Raw genomic sequence first — 18,659 nt, 5'->3', positions numbered from 1 at the left:
GTCAGCGGCCAGTGCGCAGCAGTGCGCGCAAGGCCCGACAGGACCAGCTAAGCGCGTCTGCGTCTTTCCCATCATTCCATGACCGATAAAGCGAACCTGCCGTGCGTCTGACCTCCATCAAACTCGCCGGCTTCAAGTCCTTCGTCGATCCGACGAACTTCGCGGTGCCTGGCCAACTGGTCGGGATCGTTGGCCCCAACGGGTGCGGCAAATCCAACATCATCGACGCCGTGCGCTGGGTGCTCGGTGAGTCGCGCGCCTCGGAGCTGCGCGGCGAATCGATGCAGGACGTGATTTTCAACGGGTCGACCGCCCGCAAGCAGGCGAGCCGCGCCAGCGTCGAACTCGTGTTCGACAACAGCGCCGGGCGCGCCGCCGGGCAGTGGAGCCAGTACGCCGACATCGCGGTCAAGCGCGTGCTTACGCGCGATGGCACCTCCAGCTACTACATCAACAACCTGCCGGCCCGCCGGCGCGACATTCAGGACATCTTCCTCGGCACTGGCCTCGGGCCGCGCGCCTACGCCATCATCGGGCAGGGGATGATCTCGCGCATCATCGAGGCCAAGCCGGAAGAGTTGCGCGTGTTCCTCGAAGAAGCCGCGGGCGTCTCCAAGTACAAGGAGCGCCGTCGCGAGACCGAGAACCGCCTGCAGGACACGCGCGAGAACCTCACGCGCGTCGAAGACATTCTGCGCGAACTCGGCAGCAATCTCGAAAAGCTGGAATCGCAGGCCGTGGTGGCGAATCGGTACAAGGACTTGCATCGCGACGGCGAAGAAAAGCAGCAGCTGCTGTGGCTGCTGCGCAAGAACGAAGCCCAGAACGAACAAGAGCGTCAACAGCGCGCGATTGAATCGGCGCAGGTCGATCTCGAAGCGCAGATGGCGCGTCTGCGCGGCTCCGAATCGGATCTCGAAACGCTGCGCGCCGCTCATTACACGGCCACCGATGCCGTTCAGGCCGCGCAAAGCGCCATGTACGAGGCGAATTCGGAGGTCAGCCGGCTGGAAGCCGAGATCCGCTACGTCGTCGAGTCGCGCAACCGCGTGCAGGCGCAACTGGCGGCGCTCACCTCGCAGCGCGAGCAATGGCAGGCGCGATCGGCGCAGTCGGAAGAGGCCCTGGCGCTCGCGGAAGAGGAACTCATCATCGCCGAAGAGCGCGCGGCCACGGCGCAGGATCAGGCGGCCGATCAGAACGACGCGCTGCCGGCGCTGGAAGCCGGCTGGCGCGACGCGCAGACCCTGCTCAACGAGCAGCGCAGCGAGATTTCGCAGGTCGAGCAGAGTCTGAAGCTCGAAGCGGCGCACCAGCGCAATGCCGATCAGGCGTTGCAGCAGTTGCAGCAGCGTCAGGAGCGTCTGCAAGGGGAGGCGCGCGGGCTCGACAAGCCCGACGAAGCCGAGCTGGAGATGCAGCGCGCCGATCTTGCCGAACATCAGGCGATGCTCGAAGACGCGCAGGCCGAACTTGCCGACGCGCAGGAGCGGCTGCCGCGACTCGAAGCCGAGCGTGCCGAGGCGCAGGCGCGGGTGCAGTCCGAAGCCGCGTCCATTGCGCAGCTCGAAGCGCGCCTCACCGCACTCAAGCAACTTCAGGAGAGTGTGCAGACGGAGGGCAAGGTGCAGCCGTGGCTCGACAAGCACGAGCTGGCGCAATTGCCGCGTCTATGGAAAAAACTGCACATTGAGCCGGGCTGGGAAAACGCCCTTGAATCGGTGCTGCGCGAGCGTCTGGCTGCCCTGGAAATCAGCAATCTGGACTGGGTGAAGGCGTTTGCGAGCGATGCGCCGCCGGCCAAGCTGGCGTTCTATTCGCCGCCAGCCGCCGCGCGTGCGCTCGACGCCCCGGCGTCGCTGCGCCCGCTGCTTTCGTTGCTGCGCATCGACGATCCTGGCCTTCGTGCCGTGCTGCAGGAGTGGCTCGGTCACGTGTTCGTCGCCGACGATCTCGCGCAGGCGATGGTCGCCCGGGCGCAACTGCCGGAGGGCGCGTCGTTCGTCGTCAAGGCGGGGCACCAGGTCACGCGCGTGGGTGTGCAGCTTTATGCCGCCGACTCCGAGCAGGCTGGCTTGCTCGCGCGTCAGCAGGAAATCGAGAACCTGGGCAAGCAACTGCGCGCGCAGGTGTTGCTGTCGGACGAAGCCAAGGCCGCCGCCGTGCGGGCGGAGGCTGCCTACAGCCAGGCGGCCCAGTCGCTCACCGAGGTGCGCGGGCGTGCCGAGCGCGCCACCCAGCGTGTGCATGCGCTGCAGATGGATGTGCTCAAGCTCACGCAAGCCTATGAGCGCTTCAACGCCCGCAGCACGCAGATCGACGAAGAGCTGCGTGAAATCGCCGCGCAGATCGAGGAGCAACTGGCGCTGCGCGCCGAATCGGAGGCGAACTTCGAGCAGAGCGACGCGCGTCTGGCCGAATTGCAGGCGACGTTCGAAGACGGGCAGCTCGAATTCGAATCGCTCGACAGCCGGCTCTCGGATGCCCGCAACCGCGCGCGCGAGTTGGAGCGTCTGGCGCAGGAAGCGGCGTTCGGTCAAAAAGGGATTTCAAGCAAGATCGACGAGCACCGCCGCAGTATCCAGACGGCGCTCGAGCAGGCCGAACGTTTGGTGGTGTCGATCGAGCAGGCACAGGCCGAACTCGCGCAGATCACCGAACAGACGGTCGAGAACGGTTTGCAGGACGCGCTTGAACTCCGCGCGCAGAAGGAAGAGATTCTCGGGGCCGCACGCATCGAACTTGAGGCGCTCACGCACAAGTTGCGTCAGAGCGACGAAGAGCGGCTGGCGGCGGAGCGCGGGCTGCAACCGCTGCGCGACCGAATCACGGAATTCCAGTTGAAGGAGCAGGCGGCACGCCTGAACCGCGAGCAGTTTGTCGAGCAACTGACGGCGGCCGAGGTCGACGAGGAGGCACTCGCCGTCAAGCTCACGCCCGAAATGAAGCCGTCGTACCTGCAAGGCGAAGTCACCCGCATCAACAACGCGATCAACGCGTTGGGTCCGGTCAACATGGCCGCGCTGGAAGAGTTGGAGACGGCGCGTGAGCGCAAGGTCTTCCTCGACGCACAGTCGGCCGACCTGAACGATGCCATCGACACCCTCGAAGGCGCGATTCGCAAAATCGACGAAGAGACGCGGTTGATGCTCCAGGGCACGTTCGACGAAGTGAACAAGCATTTCGGCGAACTGTTCCCGCTGCTGTTCGGCGGCGGACAAGCCAAGCTCATCATGACCGGCGACGAAATCCTCGACGCTGGCGTACAAGTCATGGCGCAACCGCCAGGCAAGAAGAACTCCACGATTCATCTGCTGTCGGGGGGGGAGAAGGCGCTCACGGCCATTGCACTGGTGTTCGGCATGTTCCAGCTCAATCCGGCACCGTTCTGTTTGCTCGACGAGGTGGACGCGCCGCTGGACGATGCCAACACCGAGCGCTACGCCAAGATGGTGGCGCGCATGTCGGACCGTACCCAATTCGTATTTATTTCGCATAACAAAATCGCGATGGAAATGGCCAATCAGCTCATCGGCGTCACCATGCAGGAACAAGGGGTGTCGCGGATCGTCGCGGTGGACATGGAGTCGGCGATCAATCTGGCCGAGATCGTCTGAGCCCGCGCCCACGATGGAGAAGAGAGAGGAACGCCGCGCATGAATGAACTGCAGCTCAGCTTGATTGGCGCAGGGGTAGTGGTACTGCTGGGAGTCGTGGCCTATAACGCCTGGCAGGGCAGCAAGGCACGCGCACGAATACCGCGTCGCATGCCGGTCGACGGTGCCGGCATCGATGCGACCGCCGGCGTGCCGGATGCCGACGACGATCGTCCGTTCATCGAACCGACGCTTTCGCCGCCGCGGGTGCCGGCACAGTCGAGCGAGCGCCGTGAGCCCACGCTGGGGCCAGCGGTGGCGGCCGGCAGTTCGGTGCAAGATGCGTTCGCGATCAACGAGGATGCCTGGGATGCGCCGCCGGCATCGCGCAAGCGCGCCACGCAGGACGCCGCAGCCCATGCCGCCCGCCCCGAGGAGTCCGTGACTGCCACGGCCGACACGGCGGTGGAGGCCGACGACGGCGCTCTCGACAGGCAAGCGCAGGCCCGCGATGCGCAGGAAGCGGCGGCCGCGAGCGCGGTCGCACGCTTTGACGCGGAACTGGCGGCCGATGACACGGTGGACGCTGCGGCGGCCGGTTCGGTCGCCACGGCGGCCGCGGCGCCCGAGCTCGCCAACGTCGACACCAACGAACCCGTCGCGAACGCCGAGGCAGTCGCGACGGCGGCTGCCACGCCCGAGGCAGCGACTGCGGCCGTGGTGCCCGTGGCAGCACCGCCGGCTGCGCCGAGCGGTCCGCCACCGATCATCGACGAGCGCATCGACTGCGTCGTCGCACTACCGTTGGCCAATGTGATCGCGGCGGAGCGTTTGATGCCGCTGACGGTACGCATGCGCCGCGCGGGCAGCAAACCCGTCAACATTGAGGGCCGTGCCGACGAGCATTCGCCGTGGGAGTTGATTCGCTCCGGCGGGCGCTACCACCAGTTGCGTATGGCTGTACAGTTGGCCAACCGCGCGGGCGCCCTGAATGAGGTCGAGTTCTCCGAGTTTTCGAATCTCGTGCAGACCCTCGCCGATGCGGCTGACGCCTTGCCCGAATTGCCCGACATGGTGGAGACGGTCGCCCGCGGCCGTGAACTCGACAGCTTTGCCGCGCAATGCGATGCCCAACTGTCGGTGAACGTGCTTTCGGACGGCGCGCCGTGGTCGGCCAACTACGTGCAGGCGGTCGCCACGCAAGACGGGCTGCTGCTCTCACGCGACGGCATGCGGTTCGTCAAGCTCGATGCACGCCAGAATCCGGTGTTCATGCTGCAGTTCGGCGACACCAACTTCCTGCGTGACGACCTGACATACAAGGGCGGCGATCTGATCACGATGCTGCTCGATGTGCCGGTGGCCGACGAGGACCTGCTGCCGTTCCGTCTGATGTGCGATTACGCACGTTCGATCGGACAGCGCATCGGGGGCCGGGTGGTGGACGATCAGCGTCGACCGCTCTCCGATGCTGCGCTGCAAAACGTCGACAAGCAATTGCTCAAGCTCTACGAACGCCTCGAGGCGCGCGGTCTGCCGGCGGGCTCGCCGGTCACGCGCCGCCTGTTCAGCCAGTAATTTCGAACCGAAGCGCGGCAGACGACGACCCGTCGGATGCCGCGTTCGAAGCACGCCGTTCACCGTCGGGTGAGCGGCGTTTTTTGTTCCAATCGATGGATGAATGCGATCGACAACGCGCAGTTGCGTACGTCGAAGGCATAATGTCCTGACTTCCCGTCTCCCGAGTCTGCTTGCATGTCCCAAACTTCTGTTCCGGGTCAGGGCGCGAACGCCCCTACCGCTACCGATGCATCGCCCGCCGCCCGCCGCGCGGCCGAGTTGCGTGCCGAGTTGGCGCGTCACAACCGCGCGTACTACGAAGAGGATGCGCCGCTGATTCCGGATGCCGAGTACGACCGGCTGTTTGCCGAACTGGTCGCGCTCGAGACGAATCATCCCGAATTGAAGCGTCCCGATTCACCCACGCAACGTGTGGGTGGCAAGCCGGTGGAAGGGTTCGCACAGGTCGTGCATCGCGTGCCGATGCTCTCGCTGAACAACGGCTTTGCCGACGAGGATGTTCAAGCGTTCGATCGTCGCGTGTCGGATGGACTGCGCGATGGCGGCGCACCCACCGGCGATCTGTTCGGCGCGCCCGTCGAATATGCGGCCGAGCTGAAGTTTGACGGGCTCGCGATCGCATTGCGCTATGAGCGCGGGGTGCTCGTTCAGGCGGCCACGCGTGGCGACGGCACGACGGGCGAGGAGGTCACCGCAAACATCCGCACGATCAAGACGATTCCGCTGCGCCTGAAGACCGACAACCCGCCCGAAGTGCTTGAGGTGCGTGGTGAAGTGCTGATGTTCCGGGCCGACTTCGACAAACTCAATCGGGCGCAGGAAGCGGCAGGCGAGAAGGTGTTCGTCAATCCGCGCAACGCGGCGGCGGGCAGCCTGCGGCAGCTCGATTCGAGGATTACGGCGAAGCGTCCGTTGTCGTTCTTTGCTTATGGGGTGGGGGAGCTGGTGGGTGTGCCGATGCCGGAGACGCACTCGGCATTGCTCGATTGGTATGTCACGCTCGGCATTCCGGTCAACGAGCGGCGCGAAGTCGTGCAGGGCGCACAGGGGTTGCTGGCGTTCTACCGCGCGGTGGGAGAGGCGCGTGAGTCGCTGCCTTACGACATCGATGGCGTCGTCTACAAGGTCAATCGTCGCGACGAGCAGGATCGGCTTGGATTTGTCTCACGCGCTCCGCGCTTCGCGCTGGCGCACAAGTTTCCGGCGCAGGAGGCGCTGACGACGTTGCTCGACATCGAAGTGCAGGTGGGGCGGACCGGGGCAATTACGCCGGTGGCGCGGCTCTCGCCCGTCTTTGTCGGCGGGGCGACCGTCACGAATGCTACGCTGCACAACGAAGACGAGATTCGCCGCAAGGACGTGATGATCGGCGATACGGTGATCGTGCGCCGGGCGGGCGATGTGATTCCGGAAGTCGTCGGATCGGTGCTCGAGCGTCGACCCGACGATGCAAGAGCGTTCGTCATGCCGACGGCGTGCCCGGTGTGCGGATCGGCCATCGAGAAACTGCCCGACGAGGTGATCGCGCGATGCACGGGCGGCTTGATTTGCGCGGCGCAGCGCAAGCAGGCGTTGCTGCACTTTGCCCAGCGTCGGGCGCTCGACATCGAGGGGCTTGGCGACAAGCTCGTGGAGCAGCTGGTCGACCAGCACATCATTCGCACGCCTGCAGATCTGTTCAAACTGGGCGTGGCGAAGCTTGCCGCGCTTGACCGGATGGCCGACAAGTCGGCGTCCAATCTCGTGGCGGCGTTGGAGACGGCGCGTCACACAACGCTGGCGCGGTTCATCTTCGCGTTGGGTATTCGCCATGTGGGCGAGGCGACGGCGAAGGATCTCGCGCGTCATTTTGGCAAGCTCGACAATGTGATGGCGGCGAGCACCGAGGAGTTGCTGGCCGTGCCCGACGTCGGACCGATTGTGGCCCAGTCCATCGCCAATTTCTTTGGCGAACCGCATAATGTCGAAGTGATTGAGCAACTGCGGGCGGCGGGCGTGACCTGGGTGGAATCGGAGCCGGCGGCTGCGGCACCGCTGCCGCTGGCCGGCAAGACCTTCGTGCTCACAGGCACGCTGCCGACGCTCTCGCGCGACGAGGCGAAAGCCATGCTGGAGGAGCGGGGGGCAAAGGTTGCCGGTTCGGTTTCTGCGAAAACCGACTACGTGGTGGCGGGCGCAGAAGCCGGCAGCAAGTTGGCGAAGGCTGAGGCACTGGGTGTGCCCGTGCTGGATGAAGACGCTATGCGGGCGATGTTGGCCGCGCTTTGATGGGAGGATCCAATCGATGATTCGCGACATCCTGAAGATGGGCGATCCGCGCCTGCTGCGCATCGCCAAACCCGTGGAACATTTCGACACGCCCGAGTTGCGGGAGCTGGTCGCCGACATGTTCGACACCATGAAGCACGCAAACGGCGCGGGACTGGCGGCGCCGCAGATCGGCGTCGATCTGCAGGTGGTGATCTTCGGCTTCGAGCATAACGAGCGCTACCCGGACGCGCCCGAAGTGCCTGAAACCGTGCTCATCAATCCCGTCATCACACCGCTCACGCAGGACATGGAAGAGGGCTGGGAAGGCTGCTTGTCGGTGCCGGGGCTGCGCGGCATGGTCAATCGTTATTCGATGCTTCGCTATGAGGGGGTCGACCAGTATGGCCGAGCGATCGATCGCGTGGCTGAGGGCTTTCACGCCCGAGTCGTTCAACACGAGTGCGACCACCTGATCGGCAAGCTCTACCCGATGCGCATTACCGACTTCAGCAAGTTTGGATTTACCGAGATTCTCTTTCCGGGACTTGATCCCAAGAGCGACGACTGACGCGGGGGACGAGGCGGCACCGCGTTAATCTGATTCGCGGCAATTGGCTGATCTTGCCGAGCGTCTGGACCAGATCGCGGGCTCGTCCGATAGCGCCCTCGCCTGAAAGACAAAACCCCATGCTCCGAGAAGCATGGGGTTCATGTGCACGATGAGCCTGCCGCGATGGCAGGCTTTTTCATGGGCTGTGTGCCGACTCAGAAGCCTTCGCCGGCGCGCAGGTAGCGCCACTCACCAACGGGCAGGTTGCCCAGCGTGATGCGTCCCATGCGAACGCGCTTGAGGCCGGTCACATGCAGGCCGACCAGTTCGCACATCCGGCGGATCTGACGTTTCTTGCCTTCCTTGAGCACGAAGCGCAGTTGCTCCGGGTTCTGCCACTCGACCTGTGCGGGTTTGAGCGGTTGATCGTCGAGTTCCAGGCCGTGACGCAGCAGGGCCAGACGGTCTGCCGGGAAATGCGCCTGAACGTTTTCGACATGCTCGTTATACGAGACGCGCACGAGGTACTCCTTCTCGATATCCGAATCTTCCCCGATCAGTTGCTTGGCAATGCGACCGTCTTGCGTCAGGACGAGCAGGCCGGTCGAGTCGATGTCGAGGCGTCCGGCGGGCGCGAGACTGCGTAGATGCGACGGCGAGAAACGCACGCCGGAATCGTCCTCGGCCCAGTGATGCTCGCGCGTGACCAGCACGACAGCGGGCTCGTAGCCGTCTTCTGCCTGTGCGGAGACGTAGCCCACGGGCTTGTGCAGCAGGATCGTCATGCGATTGGCTTGCTCCTTGTGCGCAGCCTGCACGACGGTAATTTCCTGGGTCGGCAGGATCTTCGTGCCGAGTTCGGTCACGACCTTGCCGTCGACGCGAACCCAACCCTTGGCGATCCACTCGTCGGCTTCGCGACGCGAACACAGGCCGAGTTCAGACATGCGCTTGGATAGGCGCAGCGACCCAGCGGCGTCGTGATGGATCTTGACGTCGTCATCGGCATCGCGCGCGACGCGCGCGGGGCGTGCCGGCCGTGCGGTCCGCGCGTCACGATCGTCGCGGGCGAAGCGGCCGCCGGGCGCGCCTTCGCCACGGGCGCCACCTTCGGCAGCGCGACGCGGACGGTCTTCGTCAAAACGGCGTGGGGCACGGTCGTCGGGTCCCCGTTTGGCCGGACGGGCGAAATCGCCACGGGCACCACCTTCGGCAGCGCGACGCGGACGGTCTTCGTCAAAACGGCGCGGGGCACGGTCGTCGGGTCCCCGTTTGGCCGGACGGGCGAAATCGCCACGGGCGCCACCTTCGGCGGCACGACGCGGACGGTCTTCGTCAAAACGGCGCGGGGCACGGTCGTCGGGTCCCCGTTTGGCCGGGCGGGCGAAATCGCCACGGGCACCGCCTTCGGCAGCGCGACGCGGACGCGTTTCGTCGTCAAGTCGTGCCGGACGCGCGCCAGCAACGCGCTCGCGTTGGCCACGTGCGGGCGGACGTTCGCCCGTCGAACGCTTTTCGTACGGCGTTGTGCTGCCGGCCGCAGGTTTGCGTGGCGCGACGGCACTTCCGGCCGGGCGACGTGCACCCGCCGGCGTAGCCGCATTGTCCACCGTACGCGGTCGTGCCGGTTTCGCGGCCGGCTTCTTTTTTGCGCCGCTGGCGTCGAGCATCGACGCGGGCACGGCTTTGGTCGGACGGCTCAGCGCGCCGGACGAACGCACCGGAGCGCGAGTCTTGTCGAGAGTGCGGGGATGTTTGGCGCTCAGTTTGGTGCGCGGGGTATCGCTCATGATTCCAATGCTTCGAGTAATTCGGTCTCGACGGCGATTTGCAGACGACTGTCCTGCAAACGGCTGCCATCGAGCAGGAACGTGTCTTCGACACGCTCGCCGAGGGTGTTGATGCGGGCGGTACGCACGCTTACGCCGTGACGCGCAAGCACGCGAGCGACCGCGTACAGCAGACCGGTGCGGTCGTTGGCCGACACCGATAGCAAGTAGTACTGACCGCGATCGTCGGGGCGCAAATCGACGCGCGGCGTGACCGGGAAACTGCGCGAGCGTCGCGGCAGCCGGCCTTTGCTGGGCTCTGCCAGTGGCTCGACACGCGTGAGCAGCGACACCAGTTCGCTCTCCACCAGATTGATGATGTCGCGATAGCTCGTGTCCAGACCCGGGTCGGTCAGCAGAAAGCTGTCCAGGGCAAAGCCGTGGCTGGTCGTATGTACCTTGGCGTCGAGAATCGATAGCCCTTTGCGCTCGAAATAGCCGCAAATGCGCGCGAACAGATCGAGTTGGTCGCGCACGTAGACCATCACCTGCAGCCCTTCGCCGATCGGTGAGGGACGAGCCTTGACAATGGGGGTCGCGCTGCCCACGTGCCGCCAAAGATGGCGCGTCTGCCATGCGACGTCGGCCGGATCGTTGCGCAGGAAGTAGGCGACGTCCAGCGTGCTCCAGAGTGCCTCCTGCGCGCGCTCCGGCACGGTGTAGAGGCGCAGCAGCCCGAGGGCCTCTTCCTTGCGCGCTTTGAGCTGTGAACGCGGATCCGGATTGGCGCCGCCCAGCACCTGTAACGTCAGCCGATACAGGTCTTCCAGCAGCTTGCCCTTCCAGGCGTTCCACACCTTCGGACTGGTGCCGCGAATATCGGCGACCGTCAGGAGATACAGTGCCGTCAGGCGCCGCTCATTTCCCACTTTCGCCGCAAAGCGTCGGATGACCTCGGGGTCGGTGGTGTCCTGCTTCTGCGCCACCGTGCTCATCGTCAAATGCTCACCCACCAGCCAGACGATCAGATCCGTGTCCTCCTTGTCGATGCCGTGACGGGCGCAGAAACGTCGGGCATCGGCCATGCCGAGCGTGGAGTGATCGCCACCGCGACCCTTCGCAATGTCGTGAAACAAGGCCGCGACCGTCAGCGCCCAAGGTCGGTCAAAGTTCGCGATCAACTGGCTGCAGAACGGGTACTCGTGCGCGTGCTCCGCCACGGCGAAACGGCGGATGTTGCGCACGACCATCAAGATGTGCTGGTCGACGGTGTAGACGTGGTACAGGTCGTGCTGCATCTGGCCAACCACGCGACGAAAGTTGATCAGGTAGCGGCCGAGCACGCTCGTCTGGTTCATCAGGCGCAAGGCGTGGGTAATGCCCTGCGGCTGCTGGAGAATGCCGAGAAAGGTGCTGCGATTTTCGGGGTCGGCGCGCCACTGCGCGTTCATCAGTTCGCGAGCGTTATACAGCGCCCGCAGCGTGCGCGCCGAGAGCCCCTTCACACCGACGACCTGTTCGTAAAGCAGGAACGTCTCGAGGATCGCATTCGGGTGACGCTGGTACAACTCGTCGTCCACGATCTCGATCATCCCTTGCTTCTCGACGAAACGCTCGTTGATCACCCGCGTGACCCCGCTGGTTTGCGGGAACAGGCGCGCTTCGACGTTGAGCAGCAGCACCGTATTGAGTTGCGAGACGGCTTTGGCGGCCCAGTAGTAGCGCCGCATGAGCTGCTCGCTGGCCCGCTTGGTGGGGGTGGCATCGAAGCCGAGACTTTGCGCGAGCGACGTTTGCATGTCGAATACGAGCACGTCCTGACGCCGTCGCGCCAGCAAGTGCAGCCGTGCGCGCAGGCCCTTGAGGAATTGCTCGTTGCGGCGCAGCTCCTTGAGCTCACGATCGGTCAGCAGTTCCCGCGCGAACAGTTCCGCCCAGCTGTTGCCGAGGCCGGCGGCCTTCGTCATCCAGAGAATGACCTGCAGGTCGCGCAGTCCGCCCGGGCTTTCCTTGCAGTTGGGTTCAAGGCTGTACGGGGTGTCCTGATACTTGGCGTGACGCTGGCGGATCTCCAACTGTTTGCTGCGGAAAAACGCTCGCGGATCGAGATCGGCGGAGAAGCGCCGCTCGAAGTCGTCGAAGAGCGCCGCATTGCCGGTGAGCAGGCGGGCTTCCAGCAGACTGGTTTGTACAGTGACGTCGGCATGTGCTTCGGTGATGCACTCGTCGACCGTGCGGACCGACGATCCGATCTCGAGCCCGATATCCCACAGGAAGCCGATAAACGGCTCCACGTGCGAGGTGAGCACCTGCGCGTCGGCATCCGCGTGGAGCAGGAGAATGTCGACGTCCGAGTGCGGGTACAGTTCGCCGCGCCCGTAGCCGCCCACGGCGACGAGCGCGAAACCATCGGGCATCTCGCACTCGTCCCACGCGTCGCGCATGGCTTGATCGACCGCCTGGCACAAGCCATGCAGAAGCACGTCGATCTTGCCGTGCGTGGAAAAGCGGTCGACGAGTTCGGCCTTGCGGTCCTTGAGGGCCTGACGTAGCGGAGACGGGGCGTGCGCACGCGCGTGCATGGCGGCTTCCTGGTGGTGAAAGTAACGAGTCAGGCCGGGCGGCCGCTGCGGTGACAGGCGGCCGGACTTCAGTGGCTCAGGTAGCGGTGGCGAACGATGTCACATACGACGAACCGGGCGGCGGCGGCGGCGTCAGGGCGGAGTGCGTGAGCACCTCGTGGCCCGTCGGCGTCACGAGCACCGTGTGCTCCCATTGCGCCGACAGACTGCGATCGCGCGTCTTGACCGTCCATTGATCGGGCATCGTCCGAATCTCGCGCTTGCCCGCGTTGATCATCGGCTCGATGGTAAAGATCATGCCCGCCTGCAGCTCGAGGCCGGTGCCCTGGCGACCGTAATGCACGATCTGCGGGTCCTCGTGGAATACCTGACCAATGCCGTGGCCACAGTATTCGCGCACCACGCTATATCCCTGCGCTTCGGCATGCGTCTGGATGGCTTGGCCGATATCGCCCAGATGCGCGCCCGGGCGCACCTGGTTGATGCCGAGCCACATGCATTCATACGTCACCTGCGCCAAACGCTTCGCCAGGATCGAACCTTCACCGACGATGAACATGCGGCTGGTATCGCCGAAGTAGCCATCCTTGATGACGGTGATGTCGATGTTCAGCGCGTCGCCGTTCTTGAGCGTTTTGTCGCCGGGAATGCCGTGGCAGATCACGTCGTTGACCGAGATGCAGGTGGCCTTGGGGTAGGGCGGATAACCGGGCGGTTGATAGTTCAGCGGTGCCGGCACGGTGCCCTGCTCCTTGAGCATGTATTCGTGGCAGAGCCGGTCGAGCTCCCCGGTCGTGACGCCGGCGCGCACATGCGGCGTAATGAAATCGAGCACCTCGCTGGCCAGTCGGCAGGCGACGCGCATCATTTCGATATCGTGGGCATTCTTGAGGGTGATGGCCATTGCTGAATCGGAGAGATTGCGTAAACAGTGCCGCATTATCGCACCAACGGACGGTTTTCGCCCCGTCCGGCTTGGATTTCGGAGCGTTCCGACGAGGAATTTCCGAGGTTCCTGGCGCATCGCTCGGCCGCGCGGTGAACCGGCCGGAGCACCGCGCGGATCGGGCGTTTCCGACTTGTCATCACAAGTTCACGCGTCGCTTGAGTGCTGGTGGGGTGCGATGCTATAATCTCGGGCTAAGTCGAGGACGAATTGCTAATAAACCCAAGGGTTTTCCCTTGTGTTTCAACGGTCTTCGCCGGGTTTTCAGGGGCGTTTTTGCCCCAGTGTGGTGCCGATCGGTGCCGCATCCGGCGGGTGGCGGGGTGGCAGTGTCGATTGTCGGCTTGGAAATTTTGAAATCGCGGGCCGGCGCACCCAGGGTGCCCGATCTTCGCAGGCGGGTCATGCAAAGCTGTGTGGCAGTCTGGCGAAACGGGTACGGCAGCCGGTCTAAGACCTAACCCTCACGGAGAATCACATGTCTGTCACTATGCGTCAGATGCTGGAAGCGGGCGTCCACTTTGGTCACCAAACCCGTTTCTGGAACCCCAAGATGGCCCCCTACATCTTCGGCCATCGCAACAAGATTCACATCATCAACCTCGAAAAGACGTTGCCGATGTACCAGGACGCACTGAAGTACGTGCGTCAACTGGCAGCAAACCGCGGCACGATCCTGTTCGTGGGCACGAAGCGTCAAGCGCGTGACATCGTGGCGGAAGCCGCGGGTCGCGCCGGCATGCCTTACGTCAACAACCGTTGGCTGGGCGGCATGCTGACGAACTTCAAGACGCTGAAGTCGTCGATCAAGAAGCTCAAGGACATGGAGCAGGCCCTGGAAGCCGGCGAGCAAGAGCGCATGAGCAAGAAGGAAGCGCTGCTGTTCGATCGCGAAATGGCCAAGCTGCAGAAGTCTATCGGTGGCGTGAAGGATATGGGCGGCATGCCCGACGCCATTTTCGTCGTCGACGTCGGCTACCACAAGATCGCCATCACGGAAGCCAACAAGCTGGGTATTCCGGTGATCGCCGTGGTCGACACGAACCACTCGCCGGAAGGTGTGGATTACATCATCCCGGGTAACGACGACTCGAGCAAGGCTGTCGAGCTGTACGTGCAAGGCGTTGCCGACGCTGTCCTCGAAGGCCGTGCAAACGCCGTCAAGGAAGTCGTGGAAGCCGTTCGCGGCGATGGTAACGACGAGTTCGTCGAAGTGAACGAAGAGGCGTAAGCGGCCGCCGCTGCGTAACAAAAGGGGCTGCTGGTGGCGCCCCTTTTTTTTAGTCCGATTTTCCCGCGTCGGGTGCGCGGGGCGCCACGGGGCGGGCAGCGAGGCCGTCCGGACGCCATCCACTCCCGACTGATTCGATATACAGGAGTAACGATATGCCGGCAATTACTGCAGCAATGGTGGGCGAACTGCGCGCCAAGACCGATGCGCCGATGATGGAATGCAAGAAGGCGCTGACCGAAGCCGATGGCGATATGGTCCGTGCTGAAGAAATCCTGCGTGTCAAGCTGGGCAGCAAGGCCAGCAAGGCCGCCAGCCGTATCACCGCCGAAGGCGTGATCGCTGCCTACATCGACGGCGGCAAGGGTGCCGTGGTCGAAATCAACTGCGAAACCGACTTCGTCTCGAAGAACGACGACTTCCTGAAGTTCGCGAACGACGTGGCCAAGCTGGTCGCCGAGCACAACCCGGCCGACGTGGCGGCACTGTCGGCGCTGCCGCTCGACGGCAAGACCGTTGAGCAAGTGCGCGCGGACCTGATCGGCAAGATCGGCGAAAACATGACCATTCGTCGCTTCCAGCGCTATGACACGGCGGGCAAGCTGGCGGCTTACCTGCACGGCACGCGTATCGGTGTGGTCGTCGAGTATGACGGCGCTGACGCCGAAGTCGGCAAGAACGTCGCCATGCACATCGCCGCGATGAAGCCGGTGGCCGTGTCGGGCGATCAAGTCTCGCCGGAACTGATCGAGAAGGAGCGCAAGGTCGCTGCCGAGAAGGCTGCCGAGTCGGGCAAGCCGGCCGAGATCGTGGCCAAGATGGTGGAAGGCAGCGTGCAGAAGTTCCTCAAGGAAGTCTCGCTGTTCAATCAGGCTTACGTGAAGGACGACAAGTCGAGCGTCGAGCAGATGCTCAAGGCCAACAACACCACGGTCAAGGCATTCACCATGTTCGTGGTCGGCGAAGGCATCGAGAAGAAGCAGGACGACTTCGCGGCGGAAGTGGCGGCGCAAGTGGCTGCGGCCAAGCAGTCGTAATTCGCGCAGTACCGCAGTATCCGGGGGCGGCGGTGCCGTCCCCGTTGTTTCATCCAGAATACCCAACAGTGCCCGACCAGACTTCTTAAGGACCGCCATGTCTACTCCTTACAAACGCGTACTTCTCAAGCTCTCTGGTGAAGCCCTCATGGGTGACGATGCATTCGGCATCAACCGCGCGACCATTGAACGGATGGTTGACGACATTGCCGAGGTCGTTCGCCTGGGCACGCAACTGGCCGTCGTGATCGGCGGCGGTAATATTTTCCGGGGTGTGGCAGGCGGTGCCGCGGGTATGGACCGTGCAACGGCCGACTACATGGGCATGCTGGCCACGATGATGAATGCCCTGGCGCTGCAGGATGCCATGCGCCATGCGGGTATCGAAGCGCGTGTGCAGTCCGCGCTGCGCATGGATCAGGTGGTCGAGCCCTACATCCGTCCGCGTGCGATCCGTCAGCTTGAGGAAGGCAAGGTCGTGATTTTCGCCGCGGGTACCGGCAACCCGTTCTTTACGACCGACACGGCAGCGGCGCTGCGCGGTTCGGAAGTCGGCGCCGAAGTGGTCCTCAAGGCGACCAAGGTCGACGGCGTATACTCCGCAGACCCCAAGAAGGATCCCAACGCGGTAAAGTATTCGACCATCAGCTTCGACGAGGCGATCTCCAAGCACCTGCAGGTCATGGACGCGACGGCTTTCGCGCTGTGCCGCGACCAGAAGATGCCGGTGCGAGTCTTCTCGATTGTGAAGCCGGGCGCGCTCAAGCACGTCATTCTCGGCGAAGACGAGGGAACGCTCGTCCACGTTTGAGTTCAAATTGCGGCGTCGGCGTGCATGGGCGCGCCGACGCCGTATTATTTACGTTTGCGTAACAATTCAAGGTTTGGAGGTTGTCATGAGCGTTGCTGACGTCAAGAAAAGTGTCGAGCAAAAGATGAAAAGCTCGATCGAGTCGTTCAAGAACAACCTGGCGAAGATTCGTACCGGTCGTGCGCATGTCGGCCTGCTCGATCACGTTCAGGTGGACTACTACGGCTCGATGGTGCCCATCTCCCAGGTCGCCAACGTGAACCTCGTGGATAGCCGTACGATCGGCGTGCAGCCGTGGGAAAAGAAGATGGTTGGCGTGGTCGAGAAGGCCATCCGCGAATCGGATCTGGGTCTGAACCCGGCCACGCAAGGCGATCTGATTCGTGTGCCGATGCCGATGCCGACCGAAGAGCGCCGTCGCGAGCTGACCAAGCTGGTCAAGTCGGAAGGCGAAGCCGCCAAGGTCGCCGTGCGCAACCTGCGTCGCGATGCCAACGAGCAGCTCAAGAAGCTGGTCAAGGACAAGGAAGCGTCGGAAGACGACGAGCGCCGTGGCAGCGACGAAGTGCAGAAGCTCACGGACAAGTTTGTCGCCGAGATCGACGAACTGGTCAAGCAGAAGGACGCCGAGATCATGACGGTCTGAGTGCTCCGGCACTCACCACCGCAAGATCTCTGCTGACTTTCGCGCTCGACTCCCGCACCGTACCTCAATGGGTTTTCTCAGCTCTACGCGCTCCGTTCCCAAGACAGAGAGCATTCCTCGCCACGTTGCTATCGTCATGGATGGCAACGGGCGTTGGGCTACCCGTCGCAAGTTGCCTCGCGTGGCGGGCCACAAGCGTGGCGTCGATGCCGTGCGTGAGGCCGTGACGGCCTGCGCCGAAATCGGCGTCGAGTATCTGACGCTGTTCGCGTTCAGTTCCGAGAACTGGCGCCGTCCGCAGGACGAGGTGTCGACGCTGATGCAGCTTTTCATTCTCGCGCTCGAGCGTGAAGTCGGGAAGCTGCACAGCAACGGTATTCGCCTTCGCGTCATTGGCGCGCTCGATGCGTTCGAGCCGCGCATTCAGGAACTGGTCAGGCGTGCGGAAGCCCGCACACAAGACAATACGGGTCTCACACTGACCATTGCGGCCAACTACGGCGGGCGATGGGACATTTTGCAGGCGGCCCAGAAGCTTGCCGCCGCACGTGTGGCGGCCGGTGGTGCAGCGGCGCTCGACGCGTCGTTCACCGAGGACGATCTCGCGCCTTACCTGAGCATGGCCTACGCGCCGGAGCCGGATCTCTTCATTCGCACCGGTGGCGATCAGCGCATCAGTAATTTTCTGTTGTGGCAACTGGCGTACACTGAGTTGTATTTCACCGAAGAATTCTGGCCGGACTTCAACGCCAATACCCTTAAACGGGCCATCGCCGAGTTTCAGCAGCGCGAGCGCCGTTTCGGCCGTACCAGCGCGCAAGTCCAGAGCCCTCCGGGACATTCCGCCTGATGCTCAAGACACGCGTCATTACCGCTGTCGTACTTCTCGCCATTCTTTTGCCTGTGATCTTCGTCGGTACGCCGGCGCAGTTTGCATTACTTGCCGCCGTGATCGTGGCCACCGCCGGCTGGGAATGGGGGCGGCTCGTCGGTCTGAATGGCACGGGCGCCGTCTTCTATGGGGCGCTTGCCCTCCTGGGGGTGGGCCTGACATGGGCGGGCGGCTGGATGCTCTCGTCAATCTGGCTCAAGCCCGCGGCCATCTTTTGGGTGCTCGCGGGACCCTACACGCTCGCCCGCAAGCCGGCGACGCGAGGGGCATGGCGCGGTTTGTTGCTGGTCGCCGGCCCGGTGTTGCTGATCGCGGCATGGCAGGCGCTGTGTCTGGCGCGTGATCGCGGCGTGGCATTCCTGCTCTCGGTGCTCGTGATCGTCTGGCTTGCCGACACGGGGGCATATTTCGCCGGCCGTGCGTTTGGCCGTCGCAAGCTCGCGCCGTCGATCAGTCCCGGTAAGTCCTGGGAAGGGGCGATCGGCGGGTGGCTGCTGGTGCTCGTGGTCGCTGCCGGGGTTCTCGCGAGCGGCTTGCAGGCGCCAACCCTCGTTTCTCATTTCGCCGGCACGCACGGTCTGGCACTTGGCGCATTGGCGCTGACGGTGCTGGTGGCTTTCTCCGTCGTGGGCGATCTGTTCGAATCTCAACTCAAACGGCAGGCCGGCGTGAAGGATTCCAGCGCGCTGCTTCCCGGCCACGGGGGCGTGCTCGATCGAATCGACGCGTTGCTCCCGGTGCTCCCGCTGGCTTTGCTCTTCGTCTGAT

13 protein-coding genes are annotated in these 18,659 nt (G+C 63.8%); 10 read left to right on the top strand and 3 right to left on the bottom strand.

The genetic code is table 11. The features are described from left to right. Positions 1 to 101 precede the first annotated feature (101 nt). The 4 genes from smc (at position 102) to def (ending at position 7,995) form a co-directional block, all read left to right on the top strand. On the top strand, positions 102 to 3,617 hold the full coding sequence (smc, locus tag PCE31107_RS18560; protein WP_150610170.1) for a chromosome segregation protein SMC: 3,516 nt from the start codon (positions 102 to 104) through the stop codon (positions 3,615 to 3,617). Between the two features lie 39 nt (positions 3,618 to 3,656). Then, positions 3,657 to 5,174 carry a cell division protein ZipA C-terminal FtsZ-binding domain-containing protein gene (locus tag PCE31107_RS18555; protein ID WP_150610168.1) on the top strand — a complete coding sequence of 506 codons (1,518 nt, stop codon included), beginning with the start codon at positions 3,657 to 3,659 and terminating at the stop codon, positions 5,172 to 5,174. Between the two features lie 177 nt (positions 5,175 to 5,351). Beyond that, positions 5,352 to 7,445, top strand: a complete 2,094-nt coding sequence (gene ligA / locus PCE31107_RS18550; RefSeq protein WP_150610166.1) for an NAD-dependent DNA ligase LigA — start codon at positions 5,352 to 5,354, stop codon at positions 7,443 to 7,445. Positions 7,446 to 7,461: 16 nt separating this feature from the next. Beyond that, positions 7,462 to 7,995: a peptide deformylase gene (gene def / locus PCE31107_RS18545; protein WP_150563524.1), complete on the top strand. Its 534-nt coding sequence runs from the start codon at positions 7,462 to 7,464 to the stop codon at positions 7,993 to 7,995. A gap of 197 nt (positions 7,996 to 8,192) precedes the next feature. On the opposite strand, the gene PCE31107_RS18540 is transcribed toward def, so the two are convergent. From PCE31107_RS18540 to map, 3 genes are all read right to left on the bottom strand, one after another. Next, positions 8,193 to 9,767, bottom strand: coding sequence for a pseudouridine synthase (locus PCE31107_RS18540; RefSeq protein WP_150610164.1), 1,575 nt, complete (start codon positions 9,765 to 9,767; stop codon positions 8,193 to 8,195). Then, on the bottom strand, positions 9,764 to 12,328 hold the full coding sequence (locus tag PCE31107_RS18535; RefSeq protein ID WP_150610162.1) for a [protein-PII] uridylyltransferase: 2,565 nt from the start codon (positions 12,326 to 12,328) through the stop codon (positions 9,764 to 9,766). The genes PCE31107_RS18540 and PCE31107_RS18535 overlap by 4 nt, the downstream gene beginning before the upstream one ends. Positions 12,329 to 12,404: 76 nt before the next feature. Further along, the gene (map, locus tag PCE31107_RS18530; RefSeq protein ID WP_130025805.1) at positions 12,405 to 13,268 is read right to left on the bottom strand and encodes a type I methionyl aminopeptidase; all 864 of its coding nucleotides are present in this window, start codon (positions 13,266 to 13,268) and stop codon (positions 12,405 to 12,407) included. Positions 13,269 to 13,752: 484 nt separating this feature from the next. Between map and rpsB the strand changes: the two genes are divergently transcribed. The 6 genes from rpsB to PCE31107_RS18500 all read left to right on the top strand — a co-directional run bounded on the left by rpsB (position 13,753) and on the right by PCE31107_RS18500 (position 18,658). Then, positions 13,753 to 14,505, top strand: coding sequence for a 30S ribosomal protein S2 (gene rpsB / locus PCE31107_RS18525; RefSeq protein WP_020372913.1), 753 nt, complete (start codon positions 13,753 to 13,755; stop codon positions 14,503 to 14,505). 155 nt (positions 14,506 to 14,660) lie between these two features. After that, positions 14,661 to 15,542, top strand: coding sequence for a translation elongation factor Ts (gene tsf / locus PCE31107_RS18520; RefSeq protein WP_026131985.1), 882 nt, complete (start codon positions 14,661 to 14,663; stop codon positions 15,540 to 15,542). Positions 15,543 to 15,639: 97 nt separating this feature from the next. Then, positions 15,640 to 16,353: a UMP kinase gene (gene pyrH, locus PCE31107_RS18515; protein WP_026131984.1), complete on the top strand. Its 714-nt coding sequence runs from the start codon at positions 15,640 to 15,642 to the stop codon at positions 16,351 to 16,353. Between the two features lie 85 nt (positions 16,354 to 16,438). Further along, positions 16,439 to 16,999 (top strand): ribosome recycling factor, encoded by a 561-nt coding sequence (gene frr / locus PCE31107_RS18510; RefSeq protein ID WP_017234137.1) that lies wholly within the window; start codon positions 16,439 to 16,441, stop codon positions 16,997 to 16,999. Positions 17,000 to 17,066: 67 nt separating this feature from the next. After that, positions 17,067 to 17,849 (top strand): polyprenyl diphosphate synthase, encoded by a 783-nt coding sequence (uppS, locus tag PCE31107_RS18505; protein WP_130025806.1) that lies wholly within the window; start codon positions 17,067 to 17,069, stop codon positions 17,847 to 17,849. Next, complete coding sequence (locus tag PCE31107_RS18500; protein ID WP_150610160.1) at positions 17,849 to 18,658, top strand: phosphatidate cytidylyltransferase; 810 nt, start codon at positions 17,849 to 17,851, stop codon at positions 18,656 to 18,658. Before uppS ends, PCE31107_RS18500 begins: the two co-directional genes overlap by 1 nt. Position 18,659 lies beyond the last annotated feature (1 nt).

Source organism: Pandoraea cepalis (assembly GCF_902459625.1).
Taxonomy (GTDB): Bacteria; Pseudomonadota; Gammaproteobacteria; order Burkholderiales; family Burkholderiaceae; genus Pandoraea; species Pandoraea cepalis.
The sequence above is the reverse complement of the archived record's forward strand: the minus strand, read 5'-3'. Positions and strand labels throughout refer to the sequence as shown.

Coding starts and splice junctions, on each gene's coding strand:
- PCE31107_RS18555 (WP_150610168.1), top strand. CDS start 3,657: ATGAATGAACTGCAGCTCAGCTTGATTGGCGCAGGGGTAGTGGTACTG.
- ligA (WP_150610166.1), top strand. CDS start 5,352: ATGTCCCAAACTTCTGTTCCGGGTCAGGGCGCGAACGCCCCTACCGCT.
- def (WP_150563524.1), top strand. CDS start 7,462: ATGATTCGCGACATCCTGAAGATGGGCGATCCGCGCCTGCTGCGCATC.
- PCE31107_RS18540 (WP_150610164.1), bottom strand. CDS start 9,767: ATGAGCGATACCCCGCGCACCAAACTGAGCGCCAAACATCCCCGCACT.
- PCE31107_RS18535 (WP_150610162.1), bottom strand. CDS start 12,328: ATGCACGCGCGTGCGCACGCCCCGTCTCCGCTACGTCAGGCCCTCAAG.
- map (WP_130025805.1), bottom strand. CDS start 13,268: ATGCGGCACTGTTTACGCAATCTCTCCGATTCAGCAATGGCCATCACC.
- rpsB (WP_020372913.1), top strand. CDS start 13,753: ATGTCTGTCACTATGCGTCAGATGCTGGAAGCGGGCGTCCACTTTGGT.
- tsf (WP_026131985.1), top strand. CDS start 14,661: ATGCCGGCAATTACTGCAGCAATGGTGGGCGAACTGCGCGCCAAGACC.
- pyrH (WP_026131984.1), top strand. CDS start 15,640: ATGTCTACTCCTTACAAACGCGTACTTCTCAAGCTCTCTGGTGAAGCC.
- frr (WP_017234137.1), top strand. CDS start 16,439: ATGAGCGTTGCTGACGTCAAGAAAAGTGTCGAGCAAAAGATGAAAAGC.
- uppS (WP_130025806.1), top strand. CDS start 17,067: ATGGGTTTTCTCAGCTCTACGCGCTCCGTTCCCAAGACAGAGAGCATT.
- PCE31107_RS18500 (WP_150610160.1), top strand. CDS start 17,849: ATGCTCAAGACACGCGTCATTACCGCTGTCGTACTTCTCGCCATTCTT.